Below are 26752 nucleotides of genomic sequence, written 5' to 3' on the forward strand. Positions count from 1 at the left end.
GCCGCCGTCCGGGCCGCTCCCCCGCGTCCGAGCGCGCCCTACTCCCCGGGCCACCGCGGCGTGCGCTTCTCGTTGAACGCGGCCACGCCCTCGGCCCGGTCCCCGGAGAAGGCCACCGACCGCCAGGCCGCGTCCTCGACCTCCAGCCCGGCGCGCAGGTCCAGCCCCTGGCCCAGCCGCATCGCCCGCTTGGCCGCCCGCAGGCCGACCGGCGAGTTCGCCGCGATGCGGGCGGCCAGCGCGAGGGACTCCTCGCGGGCGTCGCCCTCCCACGCCAGTACGTCGACGAGCCCCAGCCGCTCCGCGTCCTCGGCCTCCACCCGCCGCGCCGTGAAGACCAGCTCGGCGGCGCGCGCGGCCCCCACCCGGCGCGGCAGCAACTGGGTGCCGCCGCCCCCGGGGATCACGCCGACGGACACCTCGGGCAGCCCGACCACGGTGGTCGCGTCGGCCACGATCACGTCACAGGCGAGCGCGAGCTCGTACCCGCCGCCGAGGGCGAAGCCGTGCACCGCGGCGACCGCCGGCATCGGCAGGTCCAGGACGCCGGTGTACGCGGCCCGGGCGGTGGGCCGCTGGCGGACCAGTTCGGCGTCGGTGAAGGAGTTGCGCTCCTTCAGGTCGGCCCCGACGCAGAAGGCGCGGTCGTTCGAGGAGGTGAGGACGGTGGTACGGACCGTGGGGTCGGCGGCGAGGGCGGCGCAGGCCTCGCCGATGGCGGCGGCCATGGCGCTGGACACGGCGTTCATCGCCTTGGGCCGGTCGAGCACCAGTTCGGCGACGTGCCCGCCGTCGCCGTGCCGCCGTACCGCCACGAATTCCCCGTACCGCTGCTCGTCCATGCCGGCCGCCCTCCCGATGACTGCGAACGCACGAAGGTGAACGCTCGTTTACGCAGGCGATCCTAGGGCGCGGCCGGGAGGCGGGGAAGCCCCGCCCGGGAGAGTCCGGCCCGCTCAGTCCGCGTCCGGCTTCGCGCGCCGCGCCAGCATCCAGGGTTCGACTATCCCCAGCCCGCGCACCGGCCGCTGCCACATCGGCTGGAGCCCGAAGCGGTACGTCGGCGACTCCCGGCCCTCCTTCGCGGCCGTCTCCGCCTCGGCCGCCGCCTCCGCCTCGGAGACCGGGGCCTCACCGGTGCGGGACAGCTCCTCCGCCAGCGCGCCGTCGACCAGGACCGTGTCCTTGGGGGCTATCGAGGTGAGCCGGCTGGCCAGGTTCACCGTCGTGCCGAACACGTCGCCCATGCGCGTGGTGACCGTGCCGAAGGCGATGCCGACCCGCAGGGCGGGCATCGTCTGGTCGTGCGAGAGCGTCTCGATGAGGCGCAGGGCGATCTCGGCCGCCGTGCCCGCGTCGTCGGCGCAGTACAGGACCTCGTCGCCCAGGGTCTTGATGAGCCGGCCGCCGTGCGCCGCCACCAGGTCCGCGCACGTCGTCTCGAAGGCCTCGACCAGTTCGCCGAGCTCCTCCTCCTCCAGACGGCGGGTGAGCCGGGTGAAGCCGACCAGGTCCGCGAAGCCGACCGCGAGCCGCCGGTCGACCATCTCGTCGTCGTCGGCCGCCTGCACCACCCGGCCGGTGGCGGCGGCGAGCTGCCGCCGCCAGACGTACACCAGGAACTCCTCCAGCTCCGGCAGGAGCAGTTCGACCAGGGGGTACGTCACCTCGGTGCGGGTCATGCCCGGCTCCGGCGGCTCGGTCAGCCCCTCCAGGAAACTGTCGATCTGCCATTCGGCCAGCCGGGCGGTGGTCTGCCCGGTGGACCGCGCCACCTGCACCGCCATCGGCTCGCTGAGCAGCCCCGCCTCGACGAGACCGGCGAGCCGCCGCAGCGCCAGCACGTCGGCCTCGGTGAGGGCCTTGGCCTGCCCGATGTCGGGGAAGCCCATGGCCCGCCAGAACCGGGACGCCAGGTCCATGGAGACGCCCGCCGTACGGGCGGCCTGGAAGGCGGTGTAGCGGCGCTCGGCGCCCAGGATGAGCTGTTCCAGCCGGATCGCGAGGGGGTCGTCGGAGGGTTCGGCCGTGTGGTCGACCTCGTGGAAGACGGGAGATTTGGGGTCCGGGGTCGCCGGAGTAGAGGGGTGGGGGTCCGTGTCCCCGTCGGACGTGGTGTCGTCGACGGTCACCTGCCGCCTCCTGCCCGTTCCCTGCGCACTGCTCTGCTGCCGCCTCGTCGTTCCTTCGCGCGACCTGTGTGGCTGTCGCGGGTCGCCTCAACGATACGGCAGATGTGCGCTGGCTCACTCCCCGTCCCCGGCGGAGCAGCGGACTCGTGCGTTTTGCGTGCGTATGCCGCGCGTACGCGCCGACGTGCGCGCGCCTGGTGCGCGCGTCGCCGGGCGGGGTGCGGGGGACGCTCCCTCGTGCCCCGCCCGGCGCACCTCACCCCTGCGGCCGCAGGTGGACCACGTCGCCCGCGCCCATCGGCTGCTGGACGCCCTCCGCCGTCGCGATGACCAGACGGCCGTCGCCGTCGACGGCGACCGCCTCGCCGGTGAGGAAGTGGCCGCCGGGGAGTTCGGCGCGCACCACGCGGCCCAGGGTGGAGCAGCCCGCCGCGTACGCCTCCTGGAGGCGGCTCGCGGCGGGGTCGCCGCCGGACGCGCGCCAGTCCCCGTACCACTGCTCGAAGGAGCGCAGCACGGCGCGCAGCAGGGTGTCCCGGTCGAGCGTGGCCGCGCCCGCGAGCGCCAGCGAGCCCGCGCCGGGGACCGGGAGCTCGTCGGCGCGCAGGCTGACGTTGAGGCCGAAACCGATGACGACGCCGTCGCCGACCCGCTCGGCGAGGATGCCGCCCGCCTTGCGCTCCTCCCCGTCCACGGTGACCAGGAGGTCGTTCGGCCACTTCAGGGCGGTGTCGACGCCCGCCGCCCGGGACAGGCCGGTGGCCACGGCGACGCCGGTCAGCAGCGGGAGCCAGCCCCAGCGCTCGACGGGCACGGCGGCGCCCGGCTCGACGTACACGGAGACGAAGAGCCCGGAGCGGGCCGGGGCCGACCAGCGCCGGTCGAGCCGGCCGCGCGCCCGGCTCTGCTCCTCGGCGACGAGGACCGTGCCCTCCGTCAGGGCGGGTGCGGCGGCGAGGTCGCTGTTGGTGGACCCGGTGGCGGCGACGACGTCGAGGGAGGTCCACAGGCCGCCCGCCCGGACGAGCGCCCGGCGGAGCGCGGCGGCGTTCAGCGGCGGCCGGTCGAGGTCGTTCCACCGGCTTCCGGGCGCGCCGGGCGTTCCACCGGGCACGCCGTCGGGGGTTCCGGGGGTTCCACCGGGCGCGCCACCGGGGGTTCCGGGGTTTTCGCCGGGCGTTTCGGGGGAGCTGCCTGAGGCATCGGGAGGCGTCATGCAAGCCAGCCTAGGTGTGGCAAACGACGCACTGCCGAGCGGCAGTCCCGCGGCTACGCTACGGACCAGTAGCCGTCCGTACCGTCGCCGTTGACACCGTGCGTGCCGTTGACGCAGTCGAAGCAGGGAGCCGCAGCCCCGTGTCCTCCACCGCAGAATCCGCAGGATCCGCAGCATCCGCAGAGCAGTCCGCGTCCGCGGCGAACGCGGAGATCGACATCCACACCACCGCCGGGAAGCTCGCCGATCTCAGCCGCCGCATCGACGAGGCGACGCACGCGGGTTCCGAGCGCGCGGTCGAGAAGCAGCACGCCAAGGGGAAGCTGACGGCGCGCGAGCGGGTCGAACTCCTCATGGACGAGGGCTCGTTCGTGGAGCTGGACGAGTTCGCCCGGCACCGCTCGACCAACTTCGGCATCGAGAAGAACCGCCCGTACGGGGACGGCGTGGTCACCGGTTACGGAACGGTCGACGGCCGCCCGGTCTGCGTGTACTCGCAGGACTTCACCATCTTCGGCGGCTCGCTCGGCGAGGTGTACGGCGAGAAGATCGTCAAGGTCATGGACTTCGCGCTGAAGACCGGCTGTCCGGTCATCGGCATCAACGACGGCGGCGGCGCCCGCATCCAGGAGGGGGTGGCGGCCCTCGGCCTGTTCGCCGAGATCTTCCGCCGCAACGTGCACGCGTCGGGCGTCGTCCCGCAGATCTCCCTGATCGTCGGGCCGTGCGCGGGCGGGGCGGTCTACTCCCCCGCGATCACCGACTTCACGGTCATGGTCGACCAGACCTCGCACATGTTCATCACGGGCCCCGACGTCATCAAGACGGTCACCGGCGAGGACGTCGGCTTCGAGGAGCTGGGCGGCGCGCGCACCCACAACACCACCTCGGGCGTGGCGCACCACATGGCGGGCGACGAGAAGGACGCCATCGAGTACGTCAAGTCGCTCCTGTCCTACCTCCCCTCCAACAACCTCTCCGAGCCCCCGGCCTTCCCCGAGGAGGCCGACCTGGAGACGAACGACGAGGACCGCGCCCTCGACACCCTGATCCCGGACAGCGCCAACCAGCCGTACGACATGCACACGGCGATCGAACACGTCCTGGACGAGGGCGAGTTCCTGGAGACCCAGTCGCTCTTCGCGCCGAACATCATCACGGGCTTCGGCCGGGTCGAGGGCCACCCGGTGGGCGTCGTCGCCAACCAGCCGATGCAGTTCGCCGGCTGCCTGGACATCAACGCCTCCGAGAAGGCCGCCCGCTTCGTCCGCACCTGCGACGCCTTCAACGTCCCGGTCCTGACCTTCGTCGACGTCCCCGGCTTCCTCCCCGGGGTCGACCAGGAGTACGGCGGCATCATCCGCCGCGGCGCCAAGCTGATCTACGCGTACGCCGAGGCCACCGTCCCCCTCATCACGGTCATCACCCGCAAGGCCTTCGGCGGCGCGTACGACGTGATGGGCTCCAAGCACCTGGGCGCCGACCTCAACCTGGCCTGGCCGACCGCCCAGATCGCCGTGATGGGCGCGCAGGGCGCGGTCAACATCCTGCACCGGCGCACGATCGCGGCCGTCACGGACCCCGAAGAAGCGGAGGCCACCCGCGCCGAGCTGATCGCGGACTACGAGGACACCCTCCTCAACCCGTACGTCGCGGCCGAGCGCGGTTACGTCGACGCCGTGATCATGCCCTCCGAGACCCGCCGCCACATCGTCCGCGGCCTGCGCCAGCTCCGCACGAAGCGGGAATCCCTGCCCCCGAAGAAGCACGGCAACATCCCCCTCTAGAAAGGGAGCCGGTGACCACCATGACCGACATGATCAAGGTCGTACGGGGCAACCCGACCCCGGAGGAGCTGGCCGCCGCACTGGCGGTGGTCCAGGCCCGCGCCGCGACCGCGGGCACCGCGGCGCCGGGCCCCGCCGCACCGCGCCCCGCCTGGTCCGACCCGGCGCGGGTGGCCGCGACGCGCCTGCCGCGACCGGGGCCGGCGGCCTGGGCCAGGACCTACTGGCCGAATTAGTCATTCCGCACCGTGGCGCCTGAGTACGTGTACTCAGGCGCCGCGCCCGTCCCGGGCGCACCATCGACTGCATGCTGTGGTCCGACCCGAAGAACGAACCCCCCAAGGAAATGCGCGACATGCAGGTCATGCTCCGCAGAGCCGGCATCCTCCTGGCCCTGGCCATGGTGATCGCGATGTTCGTCGCCGGCGTGCGCTAGGCGCCCCGCGAGGGGCGCGGGGCCGTACCGGCCCGGTACGGGCGAAGCCCCCTCTCCGGGCTGGCTACCCTGGCCCGCATGAACGCCACCCCCGCCACCCCCGCCCGCCGCCTGGTCCTCGGCTCCGCCTCCCCCGCCCGCCTCGGCCTCCTCCGCCAGGCCGGCCTGGCCCCCGAGGTCATCGTCAGCGGCGTCGACGAGGACGCCCTCAGCGCCCCCACCCCCGCCGAACTCGCCCTCGTGCTCGCCACCGCGAAGGCGGACACCGTGGCCGCCCTGCCCGAGGCCCGGGGCGCCCTCGTCGTCGGCTGCGACTCCGTCCTGGAGCTCGACGGCCGGGCCCTCGGCAAGCCGGACGACGCCGAGGACGCCACCGCCCGCTGGAAGGCCATGCGCGGCCGCTCCGGCGTCCTGCGCACCGGCCACTGCGTCATCGACACCGCCGACGGCCGCCGCGCCGCCGCCACCGCCTCGACGACCGTCCACTTCGCCGACCCCTCCGACGAGGAGATCGCCGCCTACGTCGCCACCGGCGAACCCCTGTACGTGGCAGGCGCGTTCACCCTGGACGGCCGCTCCGCCCCGTTCGTCCGCGGCATCGAGGGCGACCCCGGCAACGTCATCGGCCTCTCCCTGCCCCTGCTGCGCACCCTGCTCGCCGACCTGGACGTCGCCATCACCGACCTCTGGGCACCGCGCTGACCCCGCCGGGGCCCCGCACCCCCGGGGCGCCGCCCCGGGCCCCGTACAGCAGCAGGCTGAGCACGATCAGCCCCACCACCAGCATCATCCAGACGAACGCCCACCAGCCCACGAGCCCGACCGCCGCCGCCCCCAGCACACCGTGCACGACGGCGCACACGACCAGCAGGATCCGCACCGGGCGGGCCAGCCCGGCCCGGTCCCGGACGGCGGCGACGAGCAGGAACGCCCCGCACACGACGAGGAAGAGCCCGGCGACGCCGCCCAGGGCCCACGCGCCCGCCGCCGTCGCGCCCGGGTCGAGACCGGCCAGCGACATGGACTGGCCCTCGACGACGCGGCCCAGGACGTAGTGGACGAAGACGAAGCCGAACGCCTCCAGGAACAGCACGAGCCCCGTCACGGCGGCTGTCGGCCTGCGCGCCACGGCGCCCACCCCCTTCCGTACGGCGTACCGGACTCCCGGCAACGGGACTGCCGCGCAGGCTACTAACCGGTAATGCCCACGACAAGGGCCCGGGAAGGGCGGGGCGGCGGCGCGGCCGGGAACGGACGGCACAGAGCAAAGAACGGCCCCCGCCTTCGTGGGGACCCCACAAAGAAACACCTCGTCCCCCTGGCCGCCCGGACAGAGACCTTGGCCACACCACAGGGCTACTGTGCGACGGGACAACCCGTCGTACCGTGGTGCGACAAGGGATTTCGCGTCCCCAGCGGGCCTCAAGTCACACTCCGTGTGGGCAAGCTCACCATTGAGGACGGGTCGTAGGGCCGTGTGGGCAGTCCCTAAACTCAGCTTGTTTCACAAGGAGGGAGCCATCGTGCGCAAGGTGCTCATCGCCAACCGAGGCGAAATCGCTGTCCGCGTTGCCCGAGCCTGTCGGGACGCCGGAATCGGGAGCGTAGCCGTCTACGCCGATCCGGACCGGGACGCTCTGCACGTCCGCGCGGCCGACGAGGCGTTCGCCCTGGGCGGTGACACCCCGGCCGCTTCGTACCTGGACATGGCCAAGGTGCTCCAGGCCGCGAAGGACTCGGGCGCGGACGCCATCCACCCGGGTTACGGATTCCTGTCGGAGAACGCGGAGTTCGCCCAGGCGGTGCTCGACGCGGGCCTGACCTGGATCGGCCCGCCGCCGCAGGCCATCCGCGACCTGGGCGACAAGGTCGCCGCCCGGCACATCGCGCAGCGCGCCGGCGCCCCGCTGGTCGCGGGCACCCCGGACCCGGTCTCCGGTTCGGACGAGGTCGTCGCGTTCGCCGAGGAGCACGGGCTCCCCATCGCGATCAAGGCCGCCTTCGGCGGCGGCGGCCGCGGCCTGAAGGTCGCCCGCACGCTCGAAGAGGTCCCGGAGCTGTACGACTCGGCCGTGCGCGAGGCGGTGGCCGCCTTCGGCCGCGGCGAGTGCTTCGTCGAGCGCTACCTCGACAAGCCGCGCCACGTCGAGACCCAGTGCCTGGCCGACCAGCACGGCAACGTGGTCGTCGTCTCCACCCGCGACTGCTCGCTCCAGCGCCGCCACCAGAAGCTGGTGGAGGAGGCCCCGGCCCCCTTCCTGACGGACGAGCAGAACGCCGAGCTGTACGCCTCCTCCAAGGCGATCCTGAAGGAGGCCGGCTACGTCGGCGCGGGCACCGTCGAGTTCCTCGTCGGCGCGGACGGCACGATCTCCTTCCTGGAGGTCAACACCCGTCTCCAGGTGGAGCACCCGGTCACCGAGGAGGTCTCCGGCATCGACCTGGTCCGCGAGATGTTCCGCATCGCCGACGGCGAGGAACTGGGCTACGACGACCCGCCGGCGCGCGGCCACAGCTTCGAGTTCCGCATCAACGGCGAGGACCCGGGCCGCAACTTCCTCCCCGCCCCGGGCACGGTCACCGCCTTCGCCCCGCCGTCGGGCCCCGGCGTGCGGCTGGACGCGGGCGTCGAGTCGGGCTCCGTCATCGGCCCGGCCTGGGACTCGCTGCTGGCCAAGCTGATCGTGACGGGCGCGACCCGTGAGCAGGCCCTCCAGCGCGCCGCCCGCGCCCTGGCGGAGTTCACCGTGGAGGGCATGGCCACCGCCATCCCCTTCCACCGCGCGGTCGTGGTCGACCCGGCCTTCACGGCCGACCCCTTCACCGTCCACACCCGGTGGATCGAGACGGAATTCGTCAACGAGATCCCCCCGTTCACCGTCCCCGGCGCCGAGGGCGACGAGGACGAGTCGGGCCGCGAGACGATCGTCGTCGAGGTCGGCGGCAAGCGCCTGGAGGTCTCCCTCCCGTCCTCCCTGGGCATGTCGCTCGCCCGCACGGGCCTCGCGGCCGGCGCCAAGCCGAAGCGCCGCGCGGCGAAGAAGGCGGGCTCGGCGGCGTCCGGCGACACCCTGGCCTCCCCGATGCAGGGCACGATCGTCAAGGTCGCGGTCGAGGAGGGCCAGCAGGTCAACGAGGGCGACCTGATCGTGGTCCTGGAGGCCATGAAGATGGAGCAGCCCCTGAACGCCCACCGTTCGGGCACGGTCAAGGGTCTGGCCGCGGAGGTCGGCGCGTCGGTCACCTCCGGCGCGCAGATCTGCGAGATCAAGGACTGACCCCGCGGTTCCCCGCGCCCCTCGTTCACGGGGCGCGGGGCCCGGCCGGCGTACGGCCCCGCCGGGTGCGCGCGAACAGCTCGTCACCTGAGTGCGGCGAGTGCGCTTCAGGTGAAGGGCGAGACGCGGGGGCCGGCAGTGACGGCACCCCGGCCCGCACCGGACGCCCGCCGTCCCCAATGGCATGCTGGGCAGCATGCCGCCCCACCCCACCCCGCCGCGCAGACCCATGCGCGCCGACGCCCGCCGCAACCACGCGAAGCTCCTCGCCGAGGCCCGCGCCGCCTTCGCCGAGCACGGCACGGACGCCTCCCTGGAGGAGGTCGCCCGCCGCGCGGGAGTGGGCATCGGCACCCTGTACCGCCACTTCCCGACCCGCCACGCCCTGCTGAGCGCGGTCTTCCAGGACGCGGTGGACGAACTCCTCACCCGGGCGCACGAGTTGGCGGAATCACCCGACGACGAGCCCTGCACGGCCCTCGCCACCTGGCTGCGCGCCATCATCACTCATGCGAGTGAGTACCGCGGCCTGGCCCGCGCCCTGCTGGCGGCCTCGGGCACCACCGGCGGCGCCACCGCGCTGAGTTCCTGCTCCACCCCCATGCGCGAGGCGGGCACCACGCTCCTCGCCCGCGCCCAGCAGGCGGGCGCCGTGCGCGGGGACGTCCCGATCGGGGACCTGATGCAGCTCACCAACGCGATCGCGCTGGCCGCCGAACAGTCGCCGGACGACCCGGAGTTGGCCGACCGGCTCCTGTCCCTGGCCGTACGGGGCCTGCGACCCCGTACGGAGAACGGCTAACGCCGGCGCATGTCGGCCACCCGCGGCCGCTCCCCCTGCTGCTCGGCGAGTCCTGCCGCGCTGCGCAACGGCGCACCGGGCGCACCCGGGTGCGCCCTGCGCTGACCGGGCAGCGGCATGTCCCGGCGCGGCTGCTGACGTCCCGGCGGAACGCCTTCGCTCCCAGGTCCCGCCGCCCCCGTGCCACCCGTCTGGGCGACGGCGATCTGCACACCCTGGTCGGCGAGCGCCTGCAACTCCGTTCCCGCGCGCTCGTCGTGGGGCGGCGGCTCGTCCGTCACCAGCCGAGTGATCACGTCCGTCGGCACAGTCTGGAACATGGTGTCGGTGCCGAGCTTGGTGTGGTCGGCGAGGACCACCACCTCCGCGGCGGCCTGCACCAGCGCCCGGTCGACGCTCGCCGAGAGCATGTTGGAGGTGGACAGGCCGCGTTCGGCGGTCAGGCCACTGCCGGACAGGAAGGCACGGGACACCCGCAGCCCCTGGAGGGACTGCTCGGCACCGCTCCCGACCAGCGCGTAGTTGGAGCCCCGCAGGGTTCCACCGGTCATGACGACTTCGACCCGGTTGGCGTGCGCCAACGCCTGGGCGACGAGCAGGGAGTTGGTGACGACGGTCAGTCCCGGCACCCGGGCCAGCCGTCTCGCCAGCTCCTGCGTGGTCGTACCGGCGCCGACGACGACGGCCTCCCCCTCCTCCACGAGTCCCGCGGCGAGGTCGGCGATGGCCGTCTTCTCCGCGGTCGCGAGGTGGGATTTCTGCGGAAAGCCGGATTCACGGGTGAACCCGCCCGGCAGTACCGCACCGCCGTGCCGGCGGTCGAGGAGTCCTTCTGCCTCCAGCGCCCGCACGTCCCGCCGTACGGTCACTTCGGAGGTCTGGACGACGCGGGCGAGCTCCCGGAGCGATACCGCCCCGTTGGCCCGCACCATTTCGAGGATCAATTGACGACGTTCTGCAGCGAACACGAAACTGACAGTAACCTGAGCGGCCGATAGTTTTCAGCAGTATGCGCCGAACAACAGAAGTTGGTCGCAAACGGTGACCGAAGGTGGTATAGGCGTTTCGGTACGGTCGCGGGTGCGGCCGGCAGCAGGCGGGCGGGGCGGCGCCGGGGCGGCCGGAACCGGTCCCGCCGCACCCCGCGCCCGTCGGGCCGGGCCCGACTCCCGCGGTGGAACGATCAGTTGTCGCCCGTCTTGCGCGTGTGGAGCTGACGCGCGACCTCCGCGAGCGAGCCCGACAGCGACGGGTACACCGTGAAGGCCTTCGCGATCTGCTCCACCGTCAGGCTGTTGTCGACGGCGATCGAGATCGGGTGGATCAGCTCGCTCGCGCGCGGCGCGACGACCACGCCGCCCACCACGATCCCCGTGCCCGGGCGGCAGAACAGCTTCACGAAGCCGTCGCGGATGCCCTGCATCTTGGCGCGGGGGTTGCGCAGCAGCGGCAGCTTGACGCCGCGCGCGTCGATGCGCCCCGCGTCCACGTCCGCCTGCGTGTACCCGACGGTCGCGATCTCGGGGTCGGTGAAGACGTTCGACGACACCGTCTTGAGGTCCAGCGGGGCCACCGCGTCACCGAGGAAGTGGTACATGGCGATGCGTCCCTGCATCGCCGCCACGGACGCCAGCGCGAACACGCCGGTCACGTCCCCGGCCGCGTACACACCGGGAGCGGAGGTGCGCGAGACCCGGTCGGTCCAGATGTGACCGCTGTCCTTGACCTTGACCCCGGCCTCCTCCAGGCCCATGCCCGCGGAGTTGGGGACGGCGCCGACGGCCATCAGGCAGTGCGAACCGGAGATGACCCGGCCGTCCGCCAGCGTGACCTCCACCCGGTCGCCGACCCGCTTGGCGGAGGCGGCCCGCGAGCGCGCCATGACGTTCATGCCGCGCCGCCGGAAGACGTCCTCCAGCACGGCGGCCGCGTCCGGGTCCTCGCCCGGCAGCACCCGGTCGCGCGACGACACGAGGGTCACCCGCGACCCCAGCGCCTGGTAGGCACCCGCGAACTCGGCGCCGGTGACGCCGGACCCGACCACGATCAGCTCCTCCGGGAGCTCGTCGAGGTCGTACACCTGCGTCCAGTTGAGGATGCGCTCGCCGTCCGGCTGCGCGTCCGGGATCTCACGGGGGTGGCCGCCGGTCGCGATCAGCACGGCGTCGGCCGTCAGCCGCTCCTCCGTGCCGTCCGCCGCGGTGACGACGACGGTCCGCGAGCCGTCCATGGCCTGCTGGCCCTCCAGCCGGCCGCGCCCCCGCACGACGCGCGCGCCCGCACGCGTCACCGAGGCGGCGATGTCGTGCGACTGCGCGAGCGCGAGCCGCTTCACCCGCCGGTTGACCTTGCCGAGGTCCACTCCGACCACCCGCGCGGTCTGTTCCTCCGGCGGGGTGTCGTCGGCCACGAGGATGCCCAGCTCCTCGTACGAGGAGTCGAAGGTCGTCATCACCTCGGCCGTGGCGATCAGGGTCTTGGACGGTACGCAGTCGGTCAGCACCGACGCCCCGCCGAGTCCGTCGCAGTCGACGACGGTCACCTCGGCGCCGAGCTGGCTGCCCACCAGGGCCGCCTCGTACCCGCCGGGTCCGCCGCCGATGATCACGATCCGGGTCACGAAAAGTCCGCCTCGCGTTCGCTTTGAGTCGTTCGCCTCCGCCCGGCCCGTCCTGCCTGCCCCGGCCGGGGTCCCGGGGGATCGGCCCCGGAGGAGTGCAGTACGTACTTCATTGTCCCGCACCCGGGCACGGGCTTCGCCCCGGGGCCCGCATTCGGGGAGCGGCCGGCGCCCCCGGCCGCCGGGGCCTCCTTCCGGGTACGAGATCGCTTGTGCCCGTACGCGACCGGCGGGCCTCCCGTACCCTCGGAGCCATGTCGCTCTACGCCGCGTACGCCGGCAACCTCGACGCGCGGCTGATGTCCCGCCGCGCCCCGCACTCGCCGCTGCGCGGCACGGGCTGGCTCAACGGCTGGCGGCTGACCTTCGGCGGCGAGCAGATGGGCTGGGAGGGCTCGCTCGCCACGGTGGTCGAGGCGCCGCGCTCCCAGGTCTTCGTCGCCCTCTACGACATCGCGCCGATGGACGAGGACTCCATGGACCGGTGGGAGGGCGTCGGCCTGGACATCTACCGCCGGATGCGGGTGCGCGTGCACACCCTGGACGGCGAGGAAGCCACCTGGATGTACGTCCTGAACGGGTACGAGGGCGGCCTGCCGTCCGCCCGCTACCTGGGCGAGATCGCGGACGCGGCGGAGTCGGCGGGGGCCCCGCACGACTACGTGATGGAGCTCCGCAAGCGCCCCTGCTGACGGCCGGCGGCCCGCCGGAGCGGCGCTTCGTCGGAAAGTCCAAGACAACAATCGGGTTGCCGTCCGCCATGACATCTACGCGCGTAGGGCTGGAGCGGCTACCCTCTTCCGCGTGAACGCATCTGTTATTTCGGACCCCCACGCCGCCGCCGACGCCGCGGCCGCGCGCCTGCGCGAACTCACCGGCGCCGAGACCCATGACGTCGCCCTCGTGATGGGCTCCGGCTGGGCCCCGGCGGTCGACGCCCTCGGCGAGCCCGAGAGCGAGTTCCCCGTCACCGAGCTGCCCGGCTTCCCGCCCGCGGCCGTCGTGGGCCACGGCGGCAAGATCCGCTCGTACGTGATCGGCGACAAGCGCGCGCTGGTCTTCCTCGGCCGCACCCACTTCTACGAGGGCCGGGGCGTGGCCGCGGTCGCGCACGGCGTCCGCACGGCCGTCGCCGCGGGCTGCAAGACGATCATCCTGACCAACGGCTGCGGCGGTCTGCGCGAGGGCATGCGCCCCGGCCAGCCGGTCCTGATCAGCGACCACCTGAACCTGACGGCCACCTCGCCGATCATCGGCGCGAACTTCGTGGACCTCACCGACCTGTACTCGCCGCGGCTGCGCGCGCTGTGCAAGGAGGTGGACGAGACCCTGGAGGAGGGCGTCTACGTCCAGTTCCCCGGCCCGCACTACGAGACGCCGGCCGAGATCAACATGGTCCGCGCGATGGGCGGCGACCTGGTCGGCATGTCCACGGTCCTGGAGGCCATCGCGGCCCGCGAGGCCGGCGCCGAGGTCCTGGGCATCTCCCTGGTCACCAACCTGGCGGCGGGCCTGTCCGGCGAGCCGCTGAACCACGAGGAGGTCCTCCAGGCGGGCCGCGACAGCGCCGCCCGCATGGGCAGCCTGCTGGCGCGCGTGCTGGACCGGATCTAGTCCTTGTACGGGTGAGGGGGTGCGGGGCGCTCCGGGCGGAGCGCCCCGGGCGGGCTGGTCCGTACGGGACGCCTCCGGCTGGGGCTGGTCCGTGCGGGTACGTCTCGGCCGGGGCCCGCTCCATGCGGGGCGCTCCCGCCGGGACCCGCTCCGTGCGAGTGCGTCTCGGCCGGGGCCCGCTCCGTGCGGGGCGCTCCGACCGGGGCTGGTCCGTGCGGGTACGTCTCGGCCGGAGCCCGCTCCGTGCGGGGCGCTCCCGCCGGGGCCCGCTCCGTGCGAGTGCGTCTCGGCCGGAGCCCGCTCCGTGCGGGGCGCTCCCGCCGGAGCCCGCTCCGTGCGAGTGCGTCTCGGCCGGTCGCGCAGTTCCCCGCGCCCCTGAAGGAGCTGCTTCGCAGCCGCCTTCTCCCTCCCCCGCAGGGAGCGTCCCCGGCGCCCCGGCACCCTTGGGCGGCGGGCCCCCGGGGGCGGGACGGGCGGGCAGGAGGGCGGTCCCTTCCGCTGCCGGCCCGCCGGGACGCCGCCCCCGCCCGAGCGCCTGCGCCGGACGCGCGCCGTGCCGGGGCCCCGAGCCCGGCCCGCGCTTCCGGTTCACCCGGATGGGCCCCGCCCGCCCGGGTACCGGTCCTCCACTGCCCCCGGCGGGCCCCACCCCGTACGACCCCCACCCCCGAAAGGCGACCCCGTGCCCCAGGACACCACCCCGGACCTCCTCGCCCGCGCCAGCGCCTGGCTCGCCGAGGACCCCGACCCCGAAACCCGCGACGAGCTCGCCAAGCTCATCGAGGCCCAGGACCTCCCCGCCCTCGCGGAGAGGTTCTCCGGCACCCTCCAGTTCGGCACCGCCGGCCTCCGCGGCGAACTCGGCGCAGGCCCCATGCGCATGAACCGCGCCGTCGTGATCCGCGCCGCCGCCGGCCTCGCCGCGTACCTCGCCAAGCAGCCCGGCCACCCCCGCTCCACCGACGACCTGGTCGTCATCGGCTACGACGCCCGCCACAAGTCCGCCGACTTCGCCCGCGACACGGCCGCCGTCATGACCGGCGCGGGCCTGCGCGCCGTGCTGCTGCCCCGCCCCCTCCCCACCCCCGTGCTCGCCTTCGCCATAAGGCACCTGGGCGCGGTGGCCGGCGTCGAGGTCACCGCCAGCCACAACCCGCCCCGCGACAACGGCTACAAGGTCTACCTCGGCGACGGCTCCCAGATCGTCCCGCCCGCCGACGTCGACATCGCCGCCGAGATCGCCGCGGTCCGCTCGCTCGCCGACGTCCCCCGCCCCGACGACGGCTGGCTGGTCCTGGACGAGGAGGTCCTGGAGGCCTACCTGGCCCGCACGGACGCCGTCCTGACCCCGAACTCCCCCCGCACCGCGACGACCGTCTACACGGCGATGCACGGCGTCGGCAAGGACGTCCTGCTGGCCGCCTTCGCCCGCGCGGGCTTCCCGCCCCCGACCCTCGTCGCCGAGCAGGCCGAGCCCGACCCGGACTTCCCCACCGTCGCCTTCCCCAACCCGGAGGAGCCGGGCGCGATGGACCTCGCCTTCGCGACGGCCCGCCGCGTCCGCCCCGACCTGGTGATCGCCAACGACCCGGACGCGGACCGCTGCGCGGTGGCCGTTCCGGCACCCGGCGGCGACTGGCGCATGCTCCGCGGCGACGAGGTCGGCGCGCTGCTCGCCGCGCACATCGTCCGTAAGGGCACCGCGGGCCCGGACGCGGTCTTCGCCGAGTCGATCGTCTCCTCCTCCCTCCTCGGCCGCATCGCCGAGAAGGCGGGCATCGCGTACGAGGAGACCCTGACCGGCTTCAAGTGGATCGCCCGCGTGGAGAACATCCGTTACGGGTACGAGGAAGCCCTCGGCTACTGCGTCGACCCGGAGGGCGTCCGCGACAAGGACGGCATCACCGCCGCCCTCGCCATCACGGAACTGGCCTCCGAGCTGAAGGAGGAGGGCCGCACCCTCCTCGACCTCCTCGACGAGCTGGCCGTCACCCACGGCCTGCACGCCACCGACCAGCTCTCGGTCCGCGTCGAGGACCTGGGCGTCATCGCGAACGCGATGGCCCGGCTGCGCGCGACTCCGCCGACCCACCTGGCGGGCCTCCCGGTGACCTCCGCCGAGGACCTGACCCGGGGCACGGCCACCCTGCCCCCCACCGACGGCCTCCGCTACCACCTCACCGGCGCGCGCGTGATCGTCCGCCCGTCCGGCACGGAGCCCAAGCTGAAGTGCTACCTGGAGGTCGTGGTCCCGGTCGCGGACGCCGCCGCCCTCCCGGCGGCCCACGCCCGGGCGGCCGAGACCCTGGCCGCCGTCAAGCGCGACCTCGCGGCGGCGGCGGGCATCTGACCCCGCCGCCCCCCGCGCGAAGGTCCCGCCCACCGGCTCACCCCGGCGGGCGGGACCTTTTCGTTCGCCGCCGCAGGGCCTCGGGCCCCGGCAGCGCCCGCTCAGCGCCGCCTGCGCCGCACCAGCAGGAGCGTCACCACGACCGGAAGCGCCACGAGCAGGAAGAGGGCGCCCAGGATGACCCATTCGACCCCTCCCACGCCCGCCAACTCGACCGACTCCAGCGGCACTTGATCCCATCGCGTCTGCGTCATGCGGCCCGGGTGCCCGCGCGCCGCCGCTTGATTCCCGGACCGGACGCGGACAGCGGAAGGCCCCGCCTCCCTCGCGGGGAAGCGGGGCCCGAGGGCAGTCGTCCGCTCAGTACGCCGAGCCCGAAGCCCCCAGCGAGCCCGTCGGGTGCCAGACCGTCTTGGTCTCCAGGAAGGCCGTCAGGCGCTCCGTGCCCTGCGGGGCCGTCCAGTCCGGGGCGGCGACGGAGGGGCGCAGGACGCGCTTCAGGTTGTCCGCCGCCGCGACCTCCAGGTCCCGGGCCAGGTCCGAGCCGTGGCCCGTGCCCGTCAGGTCCAGCGCGTTGACGTCCTGGTGGGCCGCCAGGGAGGGGGCGATCTCCGAGACCTTGCCGGTGAGGATGTTGATCACGCCGCCCGGGAGGTCGGAGGTGGCCAGCACCTCGCCCAGGGAGAGCGCCGGGAGCGGCGACTCCTCCGAGGCGACGACGACCGCCGTGTTGCCCGTGGCGATCACCGGGGCGAGCACCGACACCAGGCCCAGGAAGGAGGAGTCCTGGGGGGCGACGACCGCCACGACGCCCGTCGGCTCCGGGGTGGAGAGGTTGAAGAACGGGCCCGCGACCGGGTTCCCGCCGCCCGCGATCTGGGCGATCTTGTCCGTCCAGCCCGCGTACCAGACCCAGCGGTCGACCGCCGCGTCCACGACCGCGCCCGCCTTGGACTTCGACAGGCCCTCGGCGTCCGCGACCTCGCGGACGAACTGGTCCCGGCGGCCTTCGAGCATCTCCGCGACGCGGTACAGGATCTGGCCGCGGTTGTACGCGGTCGCGCCCGACCAGCCGCCGAAGGCCTTGCGGGCCGCGACGACCGCGTCACGGGCGTCCTTGCGGGAGGAGAGCGGGGCGTTGGCGAGCCAGGCCCCCTTGCTGTCGCTCACTTCGTACACCCGGCCGCTCTCGGAACGCGGGAACTTGCCCCCCACGTACAGCTTGTAGGTCTTGAAGACGCTCAGTCGCGCCGCAGTCGAGGTGTCAGACATCGAGGTACGCCTCCAGGCCGTGGCGGCCGCCCTCGCGGCCGTAACCCGACTCCTTGTAGCCGCCGAACGGCGAGGTGGGGTCGAACTTGTTGAATGTGTTGGCCCAGACGACGCCCGCCCGGAGCTTGTTCGCGACCGCGAGGATGCGCGAGCCCTTCTCCGTCCAGATGCCGGCGGAGAGGCCGTACTGCGTGTTGTTGGCCTTGGCGACGGCCTCGTCCGGGGTGCGGAAGCTCAGCACCGACAGCACCGGGCCGAAGATCTCGTCGCGGGCGACCGTGTGCGCTTGGGTGACGTTCGTGAAGAGCGTCGGGGCGAACCAGTACCCGGCGGAGGGGAGTTCGCAGGGAGCGGACCAGCGCTCGGCGCCCTCGGCCTCGCCCGTGTCGGCCACGGCCTTGATCCGGGCCAGCTGCTCGGCGGAGTTGATCGCGCCGATGTCGGTGTTCTTGTCCAGCGGGTCGCCCAGGCGCAGCGTCGACAGGCGGCGCTTCAGCGCGTCCAGCAGCTCGTCCTGGACGGACTCCTGCACCAGGAGGCGGCTGCCCGCGCAGCAGACCTGGCCCTGGTTGAAGAAGATGCCGGTGACGATGCCCTCGACGGCCTGGTCGATCGGGGCGTCGTCGAAGACGATGTTCGCGCCCTTGCCGCCCAGTTCGAGGGTGACCTTCTTCGCGGTGCCCGCGACCGAGCGCGCGATGGCCTTGCCGACCGCCGTCGAACCGGTGAAGGCGACCTTGTTCACGTCGGGGTGGTCGACCAGGGCCGCGCCCGTGTCCCCGTACCCGGGAAGGATATTGACGACGCCGCGCGGCAGGCCCGCCTGGCGGCAGATGTCGGCGAAGAAGAGCGCCGAGAGCGGGGTGGTCTCGGCGGGCTTCAGGACGACCGTGTTGCCGGTGGCGAGCGCCGGGGCGATCTTCCAGGCCAGCATCAGGAGCGGGAAGTTCCAGGGGATGACCTGGCCCGCGACGCCCAGCGGGCGGGGGTCGGCCCCGTAGCCCGCGTGCGAGAGCTTGTCCGCCCAGCCCGCGTAGTAGAAGAAGTGCGCGGCGACGAGGGGGAGGTCCGCGTCCCTCGTCTCCTTGATCGGCTTGCCGTTGTCCAGGGTCTCCAGGACGGCCAGCTCGCGCGAGCGCTCCTGGATGATGCGGGCGATGCGGAAGAGGTACTTCGCCCGCTCGGAGCCCGGCAGCGCGGACCACTTCTCGAAGGCCTTGCGGGCGGCCCGCACGGCCCGGTCCACGTCGTCCCGGCCCGCGAGGGCGACCTCGGAGAGGACCTCCTCGGTGGACGGGGAGACGGTCTTGAAGACCTTGCCGTCGGCGGCGTCCGTGAACTCGCCGTCGATGAACAGCCCGTACGACGGGGCGATGTCGACGACCGCGCGCGACTCCGGCGCGGGTGCGTACTCGAAAGGGGTACCAGTCATGCGGATCAGTCCACCGTCACGTAGTCGGGGCCGGAGTAGCGGCCCGTGCTGAGCTTCTGACGCTGCATCAGCAGGTCGTTGAGGAGAGAGGACGCGCCGAAGCGGAACCAGTGGTTGTCCAGCCAGTCCGCGCCCACGGTCTCGTTGACCAGCACCAGGAACTTGATCGCGTCCTTGGTGGAGCGGATGCCGCCGGCCGGCTTCACGCCGATCTGGATGCCGGTCTGCGCGCGGTAGTCCCGTACGGCTTCCAGCATGAGGAGGGTGTTGGGGGGCGTGGCGTTGACCGACACCTTGCCGGTCGAGGTCTTGATGAAGTCGGCGCCGGCCAGCATGCCGAGCCAGGAGGCGCGGCGGATGTTGTCGTACGTCGACAGCTCGCCGGTCTCGAAGATCACCTTGAGCCGGGCCCGGTCCCCGCACTCCGCCTTCACGGCGACGATCTCCTCGTAGACCTTCAGGTAGTGCCCGGCGAGGAAGGCCCCCCGGTCGATCACCATGTCGATCTCGTCCGCGCCCGCCTCGACGGCGTCACGCACGTCCGCCAGCTTGATCGGCAGGGCGGCGCGGCCCGCCGGGAAGGCGGTGGCCACGGAGGCCACCTTGATGCCGGTGCCGGCGAGGGCTTCCTTGGCGGTGGCCGCCATGTCGGGATACACGCAGATCGCGGCGACCGTGGGGGTCGTACGGTCCGTCGGGTCCGGGTGGGCGCCCTTGGCGCACAGCGCCCGGACCTTGCCCGGGGTGTCCGCGCCTTCGAGCGTGGTCAGGTCGATCATCGAAATGGCCAGGTCGATGGCGTACGCCTTGGCCGTGGTCTTGATCGAGCGCGTGCCGAGCGCGGCGGCGCGGGCCTCCAGGCCGACGGCGTCGACGCCGGGCAGCCCGTGCAGGAAGCGGCGCAGTGCGCTGTCGGACGCGGTCGCGTCGACAAATGCGGATGCGGGAGCGGATGCAGAGGTGGGCATGGTCACCACTGGAGCATATCTACGCGCGTAGCGGCCTGGCTACCCCGGCGGTCGAATCGGTCGGAATCGCGGCCCGGAGGAGACCACCGCCACACCCGCTTCGGACTCCCCCGCACGTCAGGCAGAATCGGGCGCATGACTAGCACCGGCCCCTCGTCGTCGTCCGGCTCCCCCAGCTCTCCGGGCTCCCCCGGCCCGTCCGGCGGGGCGACGGGTTACGCCGAGCGCGTCTTCCGCTCCGGCGCCGGCGTCTTCTGGGGCTGCGCCATGCTCGCCGTGCTGGCCTGGCTGGCCGTGGACGCGATGCTCAACGGTGACGCGTCGACGCGGTGGAAGGTGCTGGCCGGGCTGCTGTTCGTGGTGCCGCTGATCGTGGCCTTCGCCCTCCGGCCCGCCGTGTACGCGGGGGCCGACCGGCTCCGCGTCCGCAACCCGTTCCGTACGGTCGTCCTGCCCTGGGCCTCGGTCGAGGCAGTGCGCTCCGGTTACTCCACCGAGGTGCTGGCCGGCGGGGCGAAGTACCAGCTCTGGGCCGTCCCGGTCTCCATCCGCCAGCGCAAGAAGGCCATCCGCAACCAGGCCCGGGCCGCCGCCAGCAATGACCCGGACTCCGCCCGCACCTCCTTCGGCCGCTCCCCGAACGCGTCCAGCCGGCCGACGGTCGCCACGAGCGACCAGACCGTCCGCGACCTCCAGGAACTCGCCGAGGCCCGCGCCTCCGAGCCGACGGCCCAGGGGAAGCCGACGGCGCGCTGGGCGCTGGAACTCATCGTGCCGTGCGCGGTGGGCCTGGTGGCGCTGATCGTGCTGCTGGCCACCGTCTAGTCCCGTACGGGCCGGGGCGCGGTCGAAGACCTCCGTCGGCGTCCGTCGGCCTCAGGCCCGTCGCCCGGGGAGACCCGGAGGGGGGCCATGCCGCACACTTGTCTCCCGTGAGCTCTACACCCCTCTCCGCCCGCGTCGTCCTCCTCACGGGTCCCTCCGGTTCCGGGAAGTCGTCCCTCGCGGCCCGCGCCCAACTGCCCGTGCTGCGCCTCGACGACTTCTACAAGGAGTGCACGGACCCCACGCTGCCGCTGGTCGCGGGCAGTTCGGACATCGACTGGGACTCCCCGCTGTCGTGGGACGCGGACGTCGCGATGGCCGCCATCGAGGAGCTGTGCCGGTCGGGCCGTACGACCGTGCCCGTGTACGACATCGCCACCAGCTCGCGGGTGGGCGAGGAGGCGCTCGACATCGACCGCACGCCCCTGTTCGTCGCGGAGGGCATCTTCGCCGCCGACATCGTGGCCCGCTGCCGCGAGCTGGGGGTGCTGGCGGACGCGCTGTGCCTGCGCGGGCGGCCGTTCACGACGTTCCGCCGCCGTCTGCTGCGGGACCTGCGCGAGGGGCGGAAGTCGGTGCCCTTCCTGCTGCGGCGCGGGCTGCGCCTGATGCGGGCCGAGCGCGGCATCGTGGCCCGGCACGCGGAGCTGGGCGCGCACCCGTGCGGCAAGGACGAGGCCCTGGGCCGCCTGGCGGCCGCCGCCGCGGGCCGCTGTCCGGGCGCGGGCCGCCCGGTGCGGGACGCGGCCGAGGCCGCGTAGCCGAAGGCAGTCAGTCAGCGGGCGGGCGGCGAACGAAAACGGGACCCCGCCGGCCCCCCGGCCGACGTGGTCCCGCTCCGCTTCCCCCGTACCCCCCGTGCTCCCCCGCGGGCTCCCCCCGGACCCCACGCGGTTCCCCCGTGTTCCCCCCTGCTTCCGCCGCCTCCCCCGGAGCGACGGCCCCTACATCCTTCAGGCGACCAGTTCGCCGAAGGACTCCTCCTCGTCACGGCCGAAGCTGAGGACCTCGTCCTCACGCAGCCGGCGGAGCGACCGCCAGATGCTGGACTTCACCGTGCCGACGCTGATGTCGAGGATGTCCGCGATCTCGGGATCGGTGCGGCCCTCGTAGTAGCGCAGGACGAGCATCGTGCGCTGGAGTTCGGGCAGGCGCGCCAGGGCCTGCCACAGGACGGCGCGCAGTTCCGTGCCGCGCATGGCGTCCGTGTCGAGCGCCGTCTCCGGCAGCTCCTCCGTCGGGTACTCGTTCAGCTTGCGGCGGCGCCACTGGCTGATGTGCAGGTTGGTCATGGTGCGGCGGAGGTAGCCCCCGACCGCCGCCTTGTCGCTGATCCGGTCCCAGGCGCGGTACGTCGAGAAGAGGGCGCTCTGCAGCAGGTCCTCCGCCTCGAAGCGGTCACCGGTCAGGTGGTAGGCGGTCGCGTACAGGGAGGCGCGGCGCTCCTGGACGTAGGCGGTGAACTCCGCCTCCGCCGCAGTCGCGGGCGTCCGCTCCCCCGAGCCCTCCCCGTACGTCTCCGTCCGTGCCGCCGACGCTCCCCCGAACGCCCCCCCGACGGCTCCCCCGGTTCCCCCCGGCGCGTCGACGACCGTCATGTACCCGTGCGTGTTCGCACTGTGCGCAGACGTTCGCTGACGCCCGATGCCGCGACCGCACCCCCGCGCGGACGCCCCACCGGACTTCTCCCCGCCACGGACGTTCTCGCTCCGTACGACGTCGTGGAGACGCGTGACAACTGCGCTTGAGTTGGTGCTGTGCAGTGCGTTCATCTCGCGCCCCCCGTCGGTGGTGTCCGTGGCAGTTCGTGTGATGAAGAGCTTGCCTGCGCAGTTTCATGACAAGGTCCGGCGACTGTCACAGGCGCGTCACAGGGCACACCGTGCCACCCCCAACACCCCTGCCGGCGACGGGCCCGGGGCAGGCCACGGCGATGGGAGCGCTCCAACTGTCGAACTCGTACGCCCCCATGGGCCAGAATGGCCGGGTGCCTTTCCTGTTGCTGATCGAGGACGACGACGCCATCCGTACGGCGCTTGAGCTGTCGCTCACGCGCCAAGGGCACCGTGTTGCCACGGCAGCCACGGGCGAGGACGGTCTGAAGCTGCTGCGCGAGCAGCGGCCCGACCTGATCGTGCTGGACGTGATGCTGCCCGGCATCGACGGTTTCGAGGTGTGCCGCAGGATCAGACGCACCGACCAGCTGCCGATCATCCTGCTCACGGCCCGCAGCGACGACATCGACGTCGTGGTGGGTCTGGAGTCCGGCGCGGACGACTACGTGGTCAAGCCCGTGCAGGGGCGGGTGCTGGACGCCCGCATCCGGGCCGTGCTGCGGCGCGGCGAGCGCGAGGCCAACGACGCGGCGTCCTTCGGCTCCCTGGTCATCGACCGGTCCGCGATGACCGTGACGAAGAACGGCGAAGACCTCCAGCTCACTCCCACCGAGCTCAGGCTGCTCCTGGAGCTGAGCCGTCGCCCCGGGCAGGCCCTGTCCCGGCAGCAGCTGCTGCGGCTGGTGTGGGAGCACGACTACCTCGGTGACTCCCGGCTGGTCGACGCGTGCGTGCAGCGGCTGCGGGCGAAGGTCGAGGACGTGCCGTCCTCGCCGACGCTGATCCGTACGGTCCGCGGGGTGGGCTACCGGCTGGACACGCCTTCGTGAGTACGGTCGCGAAGCGCGCCCTGATCGCCGGGCTGCGCTGGACCAGCCTGCGGCTGCGGCTGGTGGTGGTGTTCGCGCTGGTCGCGCTGACGGCCGCGGTGTCGGTGGCGGGGATCGCGTACTGGCTCAACCGGGAAGCGGTGCTCACGCGCACGCAGGACACCGCGCTCAACGACTTCCGGCAGTCCATGCAGGACCGGGTGGCCAAGCTGCCGTCGCAGCCGACGCAGAGCGAACTGCAGCTCGCCGCCGAGCAGATGGCGGCGCTGAGCGCCAAGCCCGGTTACAGCGTGCTGCTGGTGGACACCCGGGAGGGCGGGAAGCCGGTCGTGGCGTACTCGGACCTCGACGCGTTCACGCTGAGGGACGTGCCGCAGAAGCTCCAGGAGCAGGTCAACCGCAAGCAGCCGATCACGGCGGGCAACGCCCACCCGTACCACCTGTTCTGGATGCGGACGAACCTCGACGGCGCCCCGTACCTGGTGGGCGGCGCGAAGGTGATCGGCGGCGGGCCCACCGGGTACATGCTGACCTCGCTCAGGCAGGAGCGGGACGACCTGAGCTCCCTCGCCTGGTCGCTGGGGATCGCCACCGGGCTCGCCCTGCTGGGCTCCGCGCTGCTGGCGCAGGCCGCGGCCACGACCGTGCTGAAGCCCGTGCAGCGGCTGGGGGACGCGGCCCGGCGGCTCGGCGAGGGGAAGCTCGACACGCGGCTGCGGGTGTCGGGGACCGACGAACTGGCCGATCTGTCGCGCACGTTCAACCGGACCGCCGCGCAACTGGAGAAGAAGGTCCAGGACATGAGCGCGCGGGAGGAGGCGAGCCGGCGGTTCGTCGCCGACATGTCGCACGAGCTGCGCACGCCGCTGACCGCGATCACGGCGGTCGCTGAGGTGCTGGAGGACGAGGCGGACAGTCTCGACCCGATGATCGCGCCCGCCGTGCACCTGGTGGTCAGCGAGACGCGGCGGCTCAACGACCTGGTCGAGAACCTGATGGAGGTCACCCGCTTCGACGCGGGCACCGCCCGGCTGGTGCTGGACGACGTGGACGTGGTCGACCAGGTGACGGCCTGCCTGGACGCGCGGGCGTGGCTGGACGCGGTGGAGCTGGACGGCGAGCGCGGCATGATGGTGCGGCTCGACCCGCGGCGGCTCGACGTCATCCTCGCCAATCTCGTCGGCAACGCGCTCAAGCACGGCGGTTCGCCCGTGCACGTCTCCGTGCGGGCGCTCGACGGCGAGCTGGTGATCGAGGTGCGGGACAACGGGCCCGGCATCCCGGCGGACGTCCTGCCGCACGTCTTCGACCGCTTCTACAAGGCGAGCGCCTCGCGCCCGCGCTCCGAGGGCAGCGGCCTCGGCCTCTCCATCGCCATGGAGAACGCGCACATCCACGGCGGCGACATCACCGCCGCGAACTCCCCCGACGGCGGCGCGGTGTTCACCCTGCGCCTGCCCCGGGACCTGGAGTCCGAGGGCCGGAACGACGACGCGCAGGTACGGGGGCAGAGCTGATGGTCCAGATGGGTCCCGTACGGCGCCGGGCCGCTCTCCTGGGGGCCGTGCTCGGCGTCCTCGCCGCCGGGACCGGCTGCGGCATCCGCACCACCCAGGTGCCGGTGGACGCCGGTCCCGCGCCCTCCCGGGTGTCCTGCGACGTGCCCGCCCCGAAGGGCGACGCCCCGGCGCAGGGCGCCACGGTGCGGGTGTTCCTGGTCTGCGGGGCGGGGCTCGTCCCGGTGCAGCGGGCGGTGGGCGTCCCCGAGCAGGTGCTCGCCTCGGACCGGGTCCGGGCGGCGCAGACGCTCCTGGACGAGTTGCAGAAGGACCCCTCGGCCGCCGAGGGGCAGGCCGGGTTCACCACGGACGTACGGGGGTCCCTGACCGTGGCGGGGCCCCGGCCGGGGGACGCCCGGCGGGCGCTGCGGCTCAACCGGCAGCCCGACGACCTGCCGACGCACGCGCTGGCCCAGATCGTCTGCACGTACTCCGGCAGCGCGGCCGACGGCGACGGCGGGGCGGTGGAGCTGGGCGGCCCCTCCGAGGACGCGCCCCGCGCCTACCAGTGCACGGCCGCCCTGAAGGCCCGCCCGGAGGCGGTGCCGACCCTGGGCGACGTGCGGAGTTCCGCGCCGGCGCCGGGCGCGTCGGCGTCGGGCGCGTCGGCGTCGGGCGCGTCGGCGTCGGGCGCGGAGGTGCCGGGCGCGGAGGCTTCGGGCTGAGCGGACACCCGTGCGGGAGCGGTGCTCCGCGGGGGAGGTGCGGGCCGCCTTCCGGGGGGTCCTGGGCGTACTTCGGAACCGATCCGGACGGGGGGCGCGTCTAGGGGGGCGTGCGTCCAGGTCCGAGCGTCAGCAGTGCCGTCATCCGCTTCCGCGTGGCGGGGAGTGTTCTCCTCCTCGCGCATCTTCTGTTCGTGGCGTGGGTCTGCCTGCGCCCGCTCGACGACGTGCAGTGGGTGACCGCCCCCAACCTCCAGCCGCTGGCCGGCCTGCGGGCCGATCTGGCGCTGGGGCCCGTCGAGGCGGCCCGCCGGATCGGCTCGGGGCTGCTGCTCCTGGCCCCGCTGGGCGTGCTGCTGCCGATGGCGGGCGGGCGGCTGCGGGTCTCGCCGTTCGTGTCCCTGCTGCGGACCGCGGCGGCCGGGGCGCTGCTCTCCCTGGGGATCGAGCTGTGGCAGACCGGGGTGCCCGGCCAGGTCGTGGACGTGGACGCCGTCCTGCTGAACACCGTGGGGGTGGTGCTGGCCCACCTGCTGGTCGTACCGCTCACCCGGGCACGGCTGCGGCGCAGGTGGGAGCGGACTCGTACCCGGGTAGGGGGTGCGACCCCGCCGAAGGAGGAGACGCCCCTGGGGTCGACCCCGAGGATTTCCAGGGTCGGGGTCGCCCCGTAGGGCGATGCCCGGTTCGAGGGGGAGCGCGAGTATTGAGTACATCGGGAGCACATCGGAAGCTCCCCCACCAGAGCCCGTTTGAGCTCGCGAAGGAGCCCGCCATGACCGCACTTGTCCGCCCCCGCGACGGCCGTGTGATCGGCGGAGTGTGCGCAGCGCTGGCCCGGCGCTTCGGCACCTCCGCGACCACGATGCGCGTGATCTTCCTGGCCTCGTGCCTGCTGCCGGGGCCGCAGTTCCTGATCTACCTCGGCCTGTGGATCTTCCTGCCGGGCGAGAAGACGTCCAAGACCGCCTGGTAGCCCGCGGGGCCTTCGCGGCCGCACGCCGGTCCTTTCCCGTCGGTACGACGAAGGGGCGCGGCCGCCCCCGGGGGGGCGCCCCCGGGGGGGGTGCCGGGGGGGGGCGGGCAGCGGGCCTGGTCCCGGTGCGCGCCCGGCGGGCGGGCCCCGGGGTG

Annotated in this window: 27 protein-coding genes; 16 read left to right on the top strand and 11 right to left on the bottom strand. The window is 73.4% G+C overall.

Features of this window, described 5'->3' with window-relative positions; genetic code table 11:
* Positions 1–38: 38 nt before the first annotated feature.
* From ACIP93_RS07035 to ACIP93_RS07045, 3 genes are all read right to left on the bottom strand, one after another.
* Positions 39–842 (bottom strand): enoyl-CoA hydratase/isomerase family protein, encoded by an 804-nt coding sequence (locus tag ACIP93_RS07035; RefSeq protein WP_401756521.1) that lies wholly within the window; start codon positions 840–842, stop codon positions 39–41.
* 114 nt (positions 843–956) lie between these two features.
* The gene (locus ACIP93_RS07040; protein ID WP_345228756.1) at positions 957–2132 is read right to left on the bottom strand and encodes an adenylate/guanylate cyclase domain-containing protein; all 1176 of its coding nucleotides are present in this window, start codon (positions 2130–2132) and stop codon (positions 957–959) included.
* A 256-nt stretch (positions 2133–2388) separates the two neighbouring features.
* The gene (locus ACIP93_RS07045) at positions 2389–3348 is read right to left on the bottom strand and encodes a biotin--[acetyl-CoA-carboxylase] ligase (RefSeq protein WP_401756523.1); all 960 of its coding nucleotides are present in this window, start codon (positions 3346–3348) and stop codon (positions 2389–2391) included.
* A 212-nt stretch (positions 3349–3560) separates the two neighbouring features.
* Here ACIP93_RS07045 and ACIP93_RS07050 point away from each other — a divergent pair, with 212 nt between their 5' ends.
* From ACIP93_RS07050 to ACIP93_RS07065, 4 genes are all read left to right on the top strand, one after another.
* Positions 3561–5135 (top strand): acyl-CoA carboxylase subunit beta, encoded by a 1575-nt coding sequence (locus tag ACIP93_RS07050; RefSeq protein ID WP_345229167.1) that lies wholly within the window; start codon positions 3561–3563, stop codon positions 5133–5135.
* A 29-nt stretch (positions 5136–5164) separates the two neighbouring features.
* Entirely contained in the window at positions 5165–5371 is a 207-nt protein-coding gene (locus ACIP93_RS07055) for an acyl-CoA carboxylase epsilon subunit (protein WP_401757017.1), read from the top strand.
* A gap of 71 nt (positions 5372–5442) precedes the next feature.
* A complete protein-coding gene (gene mmpB, locus ACIP93_RS07060; RefSeq protein WP_345228758.1) occupies positions 5443–5571 on the top strand; it encodes a morphogenic membrane protein MmpB in 129 nt (42 codons plus the stop codon).
* A 78-nt stretch (positions 5572–5649) separates the two neighbouring features.
* The gene (locus ACIP93_RS07065) at positions 5650–6273 is read left to right on the top strand and encodes a Maf family protein (protein ID WP_345228759.1); all 624 of its coding nucleotides are present in this window, start codon (positions 5650–5652) and stop codon (positions 6271–6273) included.
* On the opposite strand, the gene ACIP93_RS07070 is transcribed toward ACIP93_RS07065, so the two are convergent.
* Entirely contained in the window at positions 6248–6700 is a 453-nt protein-coding gene (locus ACIP93_RS07070; protein ID WP_401756526.1) for a hypothetical protein, read from the bottom strand. The two genes, ACIP93_RS07065 and ACIP93_RS07070, sit on opposite strands and share 26 nt — an antisense overlap.
* Before the next feature lie 394 nt (positions 6701–7094).
* Between ACIP93_RS07070 and ACIP93_RS07075 the strand changes: the two genes are divergently transcribed.
* Both ACIP93_RS07075 and ACIP93_RS07080 read left to right on the top strand, forming a co-directional pair.
* Positions 7095–8849, top strand: a complete 1755-nt coding sequence (locus tag ACIP93_RS07075; protein WP_401756528.1) for an acetyl/propionyl/methylcrotonyl-CoA carboxylase subunit alpha — start codon at positions 7095–7097, stop codon at positions 8847–8849.
* A 196-nt stretch (positions 8850–9045) separates the two neighbouring features.
* Positions 9046–9651, top strand: a complete 606-nt coding sequence (locus ACIP93_RS07080) for a TetR/AcrR family transcriptional regulator (RefSeq protein ID WP_345228762.1) — start codon at positions 9046–9048, stop codon at positions 9649–9651.
* On the opposite strand, the gene ACIP93_RS07085 is transcribed toward ACIP93_RS07080, so the two are convergent.
* Complete coding sequence (locus ACIP93_RS07085; protein WP_401756530.1) at positions 9648–10619, bottom strand: DeoR/GlpR family DNA-binding transcription regulator; 972 nt, start codon at positions 10617–10619, stop codon at positions 9648–9650. The two genes, ACIP93_RS07080 and ACIP93_RS07085, sit on opposite strands and share 4 nt — an antisense overlap.
* A gap of 215 nt (positions 10620–10834) precedes the next feature.
* Entirely contained in the window at positions 10835–12271 is a 1437-nt protein-coding gene (locus ACIP93_RS07090) for an NAD(P)H-quinone dehydrogenase (RefSeq protein WP_345228764.1), read from the bottom strand.
* A 254-nt stretch (positions 12272–12525) separates the two neighbouring features.
* On the opposite strand from ACIP93_RS07090, the gene ACIP93_RS07095 reads away from it, so the two are divergent.
* The 3 genes from ACIP93_RS07095 (at position 12526) to ACIP93_RS07105 (ending at position 16235) form a co-directional block, all read left to right on the top strand.
* Complete coding sequence (locus ACIP93_RS07095; protein WP_189820906.1) at positions 12526–12963, top strand: gamma-glutamylcyclotransferase; 438 nt, start codon at positions 12526–12528, stop codon at positions 12961–12963.
* Positions 12964–13075: 112 nt separating this feature from the next.
* Positions 13076–13885, top strand: coding sequence for a purine-nucleoside phosphorylase (locus ACIP93_RS07100; protein WP_345228765.1), 810 nt, complete (start codon positions 13076–13078; stop codon positions 13883–13885).
* A 682-nt stretch (positions 13886–14567) separates the two neighbouring features.
* Complete coding sequence (locus ACIP93_RS07105) at positions 14568–16235, top strand: phospho-sugar mutase (protein ID WP_401756533.1); 1668 nt, start codon at positions 14568–14570, stop codon at positions 16233–16235.
* 101 nt (positions 16236–16336) lie between these two features.
* Here ACIP93_RS07105 and ACIP93_RS07110 read toward each other — a convergent pair whose 3' ends face one another.
* The 4 genes from ACIP93_RS07110 to deoC form a co-directional block, all read right to left on the bottom strand.
* Positions 16337–16489 carry a hypothetical protein gene (locus tag ACIP93_RS07110; RefSeq protein ID WP_401756535.1) on the bottom strand — a complete coding sequence of 51 codons (153 nt, stop codon included), beginning with the start codon at positions 16487–16489 and terminating at the stop codon, positions 16337–16339.
* Positions 16490–16595: 106 nt separating this feature from the next.
* Positions 16596–17507, bottom strand: coding sequence for an aldehyde dehydrogenase family protein (locus ACIP93_RS07115; protein WP_401756537.1), 912 nt, complete (start codon positions 17505–17507; stop codon positions 16596–16598).
* Positions 17500–18939 carry an aldehyde dehydrogenase family protein gene (locus ACIP93_RS07120; RefSeq protein ID WP_345228769.1) on the bottom strand — a complete coding sequence of 480 codons (1440 nt, stop codon included), beginning with the start codon at positions 18937–18939 and terminating at the stop codon, positions 17500–17502. The genes ACIP93_RS07115 and ACIP93_RS07120 overlap by 8 nt, the downstream gene beginning before the upstream one ends.
* A gap of 5 nt (positions 18940–18944) precedes the next feature.
* Positions 18945–19907, bottom strand: coding sequence for a deoxyribose-phosphate aldolase (gene deoC / locus ACIP93_RS07125; protein ID WP_345228770.1), 963 nt, complete (start codon positions 19905–19907; stop codon positions 18945–18947).
* A gap of 135 nt (positions 19908–20042) precedes the next feature.
* On the opposite strand from deoC, the gene ACIP93_RS07130 reads away from it, so the two are divergent.
* Together ACIP93_RS07130 and ACIP93_RS07135 are read left to right on the top strand one after the other, a co-directional pair.
* Complete coding sequence (locus tag ACIP93_RS07130) at positions 20043–20732, top strand: PH domain-containing protein (RefSeq protein WP_401756539.1); 690 nt, start codon at positions 20043–20045, stop codon at positions 20730–20732.
* A 107-nt stretch (positions 20733–20839) separates the two neighbouring features.
* The gene (locus ACIP93_RS07135; RefSeq protein WP_401756541.1) at positions 20840–21493 is read left to right on the top strand and encodes a uridine kinase; all 654 of its coding nucleotides are present in this window, start codon (positions 20840–20842) and stop codon (positions 21491–21493) included.
* Between the two features lie 192 nt (positions 21494–21685).
* On the opposite strand, the gene ACIP93_RS07140 is transcribed toward ACIP93_RS07135, so the two are convergent.
* The gene (locus ACIP93_RS07140) at positions 21686–22504 is read right to left on the bottom strand and encodes a SigE family RNA polymerase sigma factor (protein WP_401756543.1); all 819 of its coding nucleotides are present in this window, start codon (positions 22502–22504) and stop codon (positions 21686–21688) included.
* A gap of 215 nt (positions 22505–22719) precedes the next feature.
* Here ACIP93_RS07140 and afsQ1 point away from each other — a divergent pair, with 215 nt between their 5' ends.
* The 5 genes from afsQ1 (at position 22720) to ACIP93_RS07165 (ending at position 26597) form a co-directional block, all read left to right on the top strand.
* Complete coding sequence (gene afsQ1 / locus ACIP93_RS07145) at positions 22720–23397, top strand: two-component system response regulator AfsQ1 (RefSeq protein ID WP_189820919.1); 678 nt, start codon at positions 22720–22722, stop codon at positions 23395–23397.
* Complete coding sequence (locus ACIP93_RS07150; protein ID WP_401756545.1) at positions 23394–24914, top strand: ATP-binding protein; 1521 nt, start codon at positions 23394–23396, stop codon at positions 24912–24914. The genes afsQ1 and ACIP93_RS07150 overlap by 4 nt, the downstream gene beginning before the upstream one ends.
* The gene (locus tag ACIP93_RS07155) at positions 24914–25621 is read left to right on the top strand and encodes a hypothetical protein (RefSeq protein ID WP_401756547.1); all 708 of its coding nucleotides are present in this window, start codon (positions 24914–24916) and stop codon (positions 25619–25621) included. Before ACIP93_RS07150 ends, ACIP93_RS07155 begins: the two co-directional genes overlap by 1 nt.
* A gap of 110 nt (positions 25622–25731) precedes the next feature.
* Positions 25732–26295, top strand: coding sequence for a VanZ family protein (locus ACIP93_RS07160; RefSeq protein ID WP_345228775.1), 564 nt, complete (start codon positions 25732–25734; stop codon positions 26293–26295).
* Positions 26296–26396: 101 nt separating this feature from the next.
* On the top strand, positions 26397–26597 hold the full coding sequence (locus ACIP93_RS07165; protein ID WP_345228776.1) for a PspC domain-containing protein: 201 nt from the start codon (positions 26397–26399) through the stop codon (positions 26595–26597).
* The last annotated feature ends 155 nt before the right edge of the window (positions 26598–26752 follow it).

Source organism: Streptomyces sp. NPDC088745 (assembly GCF_044751045.1).
GTDB lineage: Bacteria > Actinomycetota > Actinomycetes > Streptomycetales > Streptomycetaceae > Streptomyces > Streptomyces cremeus.

What these genes read in the sequence shown, in the direction of transcription:
- ACIP93_RS07035 (WP_401756521.1), bottom strand. Translation starts at nt 842, where the DNA reads ATGGACGAGCAGCGGTACGGGGAATTCGTGGCGGTACGGCGGCACGGC.
- ACIP93_RS07045 (WP_401756523.1), bottom strand. Translation starts at nt 3,348, where the DNA reads ATGACGCCTCCCGATGCCTCAGGCAGCTCCCCCGAAACGCCCGGCGAA.
- ACIP93_RS07055 (WP_401757017.1), top strand. Translation starts at nt 5,165, where the DNA reads ATGATCAAGGTCGTACGGGGCAACCCGACCCCGGAGGAGCTGGCCGCC.
- mmpB (WP_345228758.1), top strand. Translation starts at nt 5,443, where the DNA reads ATGCTGTGGTCCGACCCGAAGAACGAACCCCCCAAGGAAATGCGCGAC.
- ACIP93_RS07065 (WP_345228759.1), top strand. Translation starts at nt 5,650, where the DNA reads ATGAACGCCACCCCCGCCACCCCCGCCCGCCGCCTGGTCCTCGGCTCC.
- ACIP93_RS07080 (WP_345228762.1), top strand. Translation starts at nt 9,046, where the DNA reads ATGCCGCCCCACCCCACCCCGCCGCGCAGACCCATGCGCGCCGACGCC.
- ACIP93_RS07095 (WP_189820906.1), top strand. Translation starts at nt 12,526, where the DNA reads ATGTCGCTCTACGCCGCGTACGCCGGCAACCTCGACGCGCGGCTGATG.
- ACIP93_RS07110 (WP_401756535.1), bottom strand. Translation starts at nt 16,489, where the DNA reads ATGACGCAGACGCGATGGGATCAAGTGCCGCTGGAGTCGGTCGAGTTG.
- ACIP93_RS07115 (WP_401756537.1), bottom strand. Translation starts at nt 17,507, where the DNA reads ATGTCTGACACCTCGACTGCGGCGCGACTGAGCGTCTTCAAGACCTAC.
- ACIP93_RS07120 (WP_345228769.1), bottom strand. Translation starts at nt 18,939, where the DNA reads ATGACTGGTACCCCTTTCGAGTACGCACCCGCGCCGGAGTCGCGCGCG.
- deoC (WP_345228770.1), bottom strand. Translation starts at nt 19,907, where the DNA reads ATGCCCACCTCTGCATCCGCTCCCGCATCCGCATTTGTCGACGCGACC.
- ACIP93_RS07130 (WP_401756539.1), top strand. Translation starts at nt 20,043, where the DNA reads ATGACTAGCACCGGCCCCTCGTCGTCGTCCGGCTCCCCCAGCTCTCCG.
- ACIP93_RS07140 (WP_401756543.1), bottom strand. Translation starts at nt 22,504, where the DNA reads ATGAACGCACTGCACAGCACCAACTCAAGCGCAGTTGTCACGCGTCTC.
- ACIP93_RS07155 (WP_401756547.1), top strand. Translation starts at nt 24,914, where the DNA reads ATGGTCCAGATGGGTCCCGTACGGCGCCGGGCCGCTCTCCTGGGGGCC.
- ACIP93_RS07165 (WP_345228776.1), top strand. Translation starts at nt 26,397, where the DNA reads ATGACCGCACTTGTCCGCCCCCGCGACGGCCGTGTGATCGGCGGAGTG.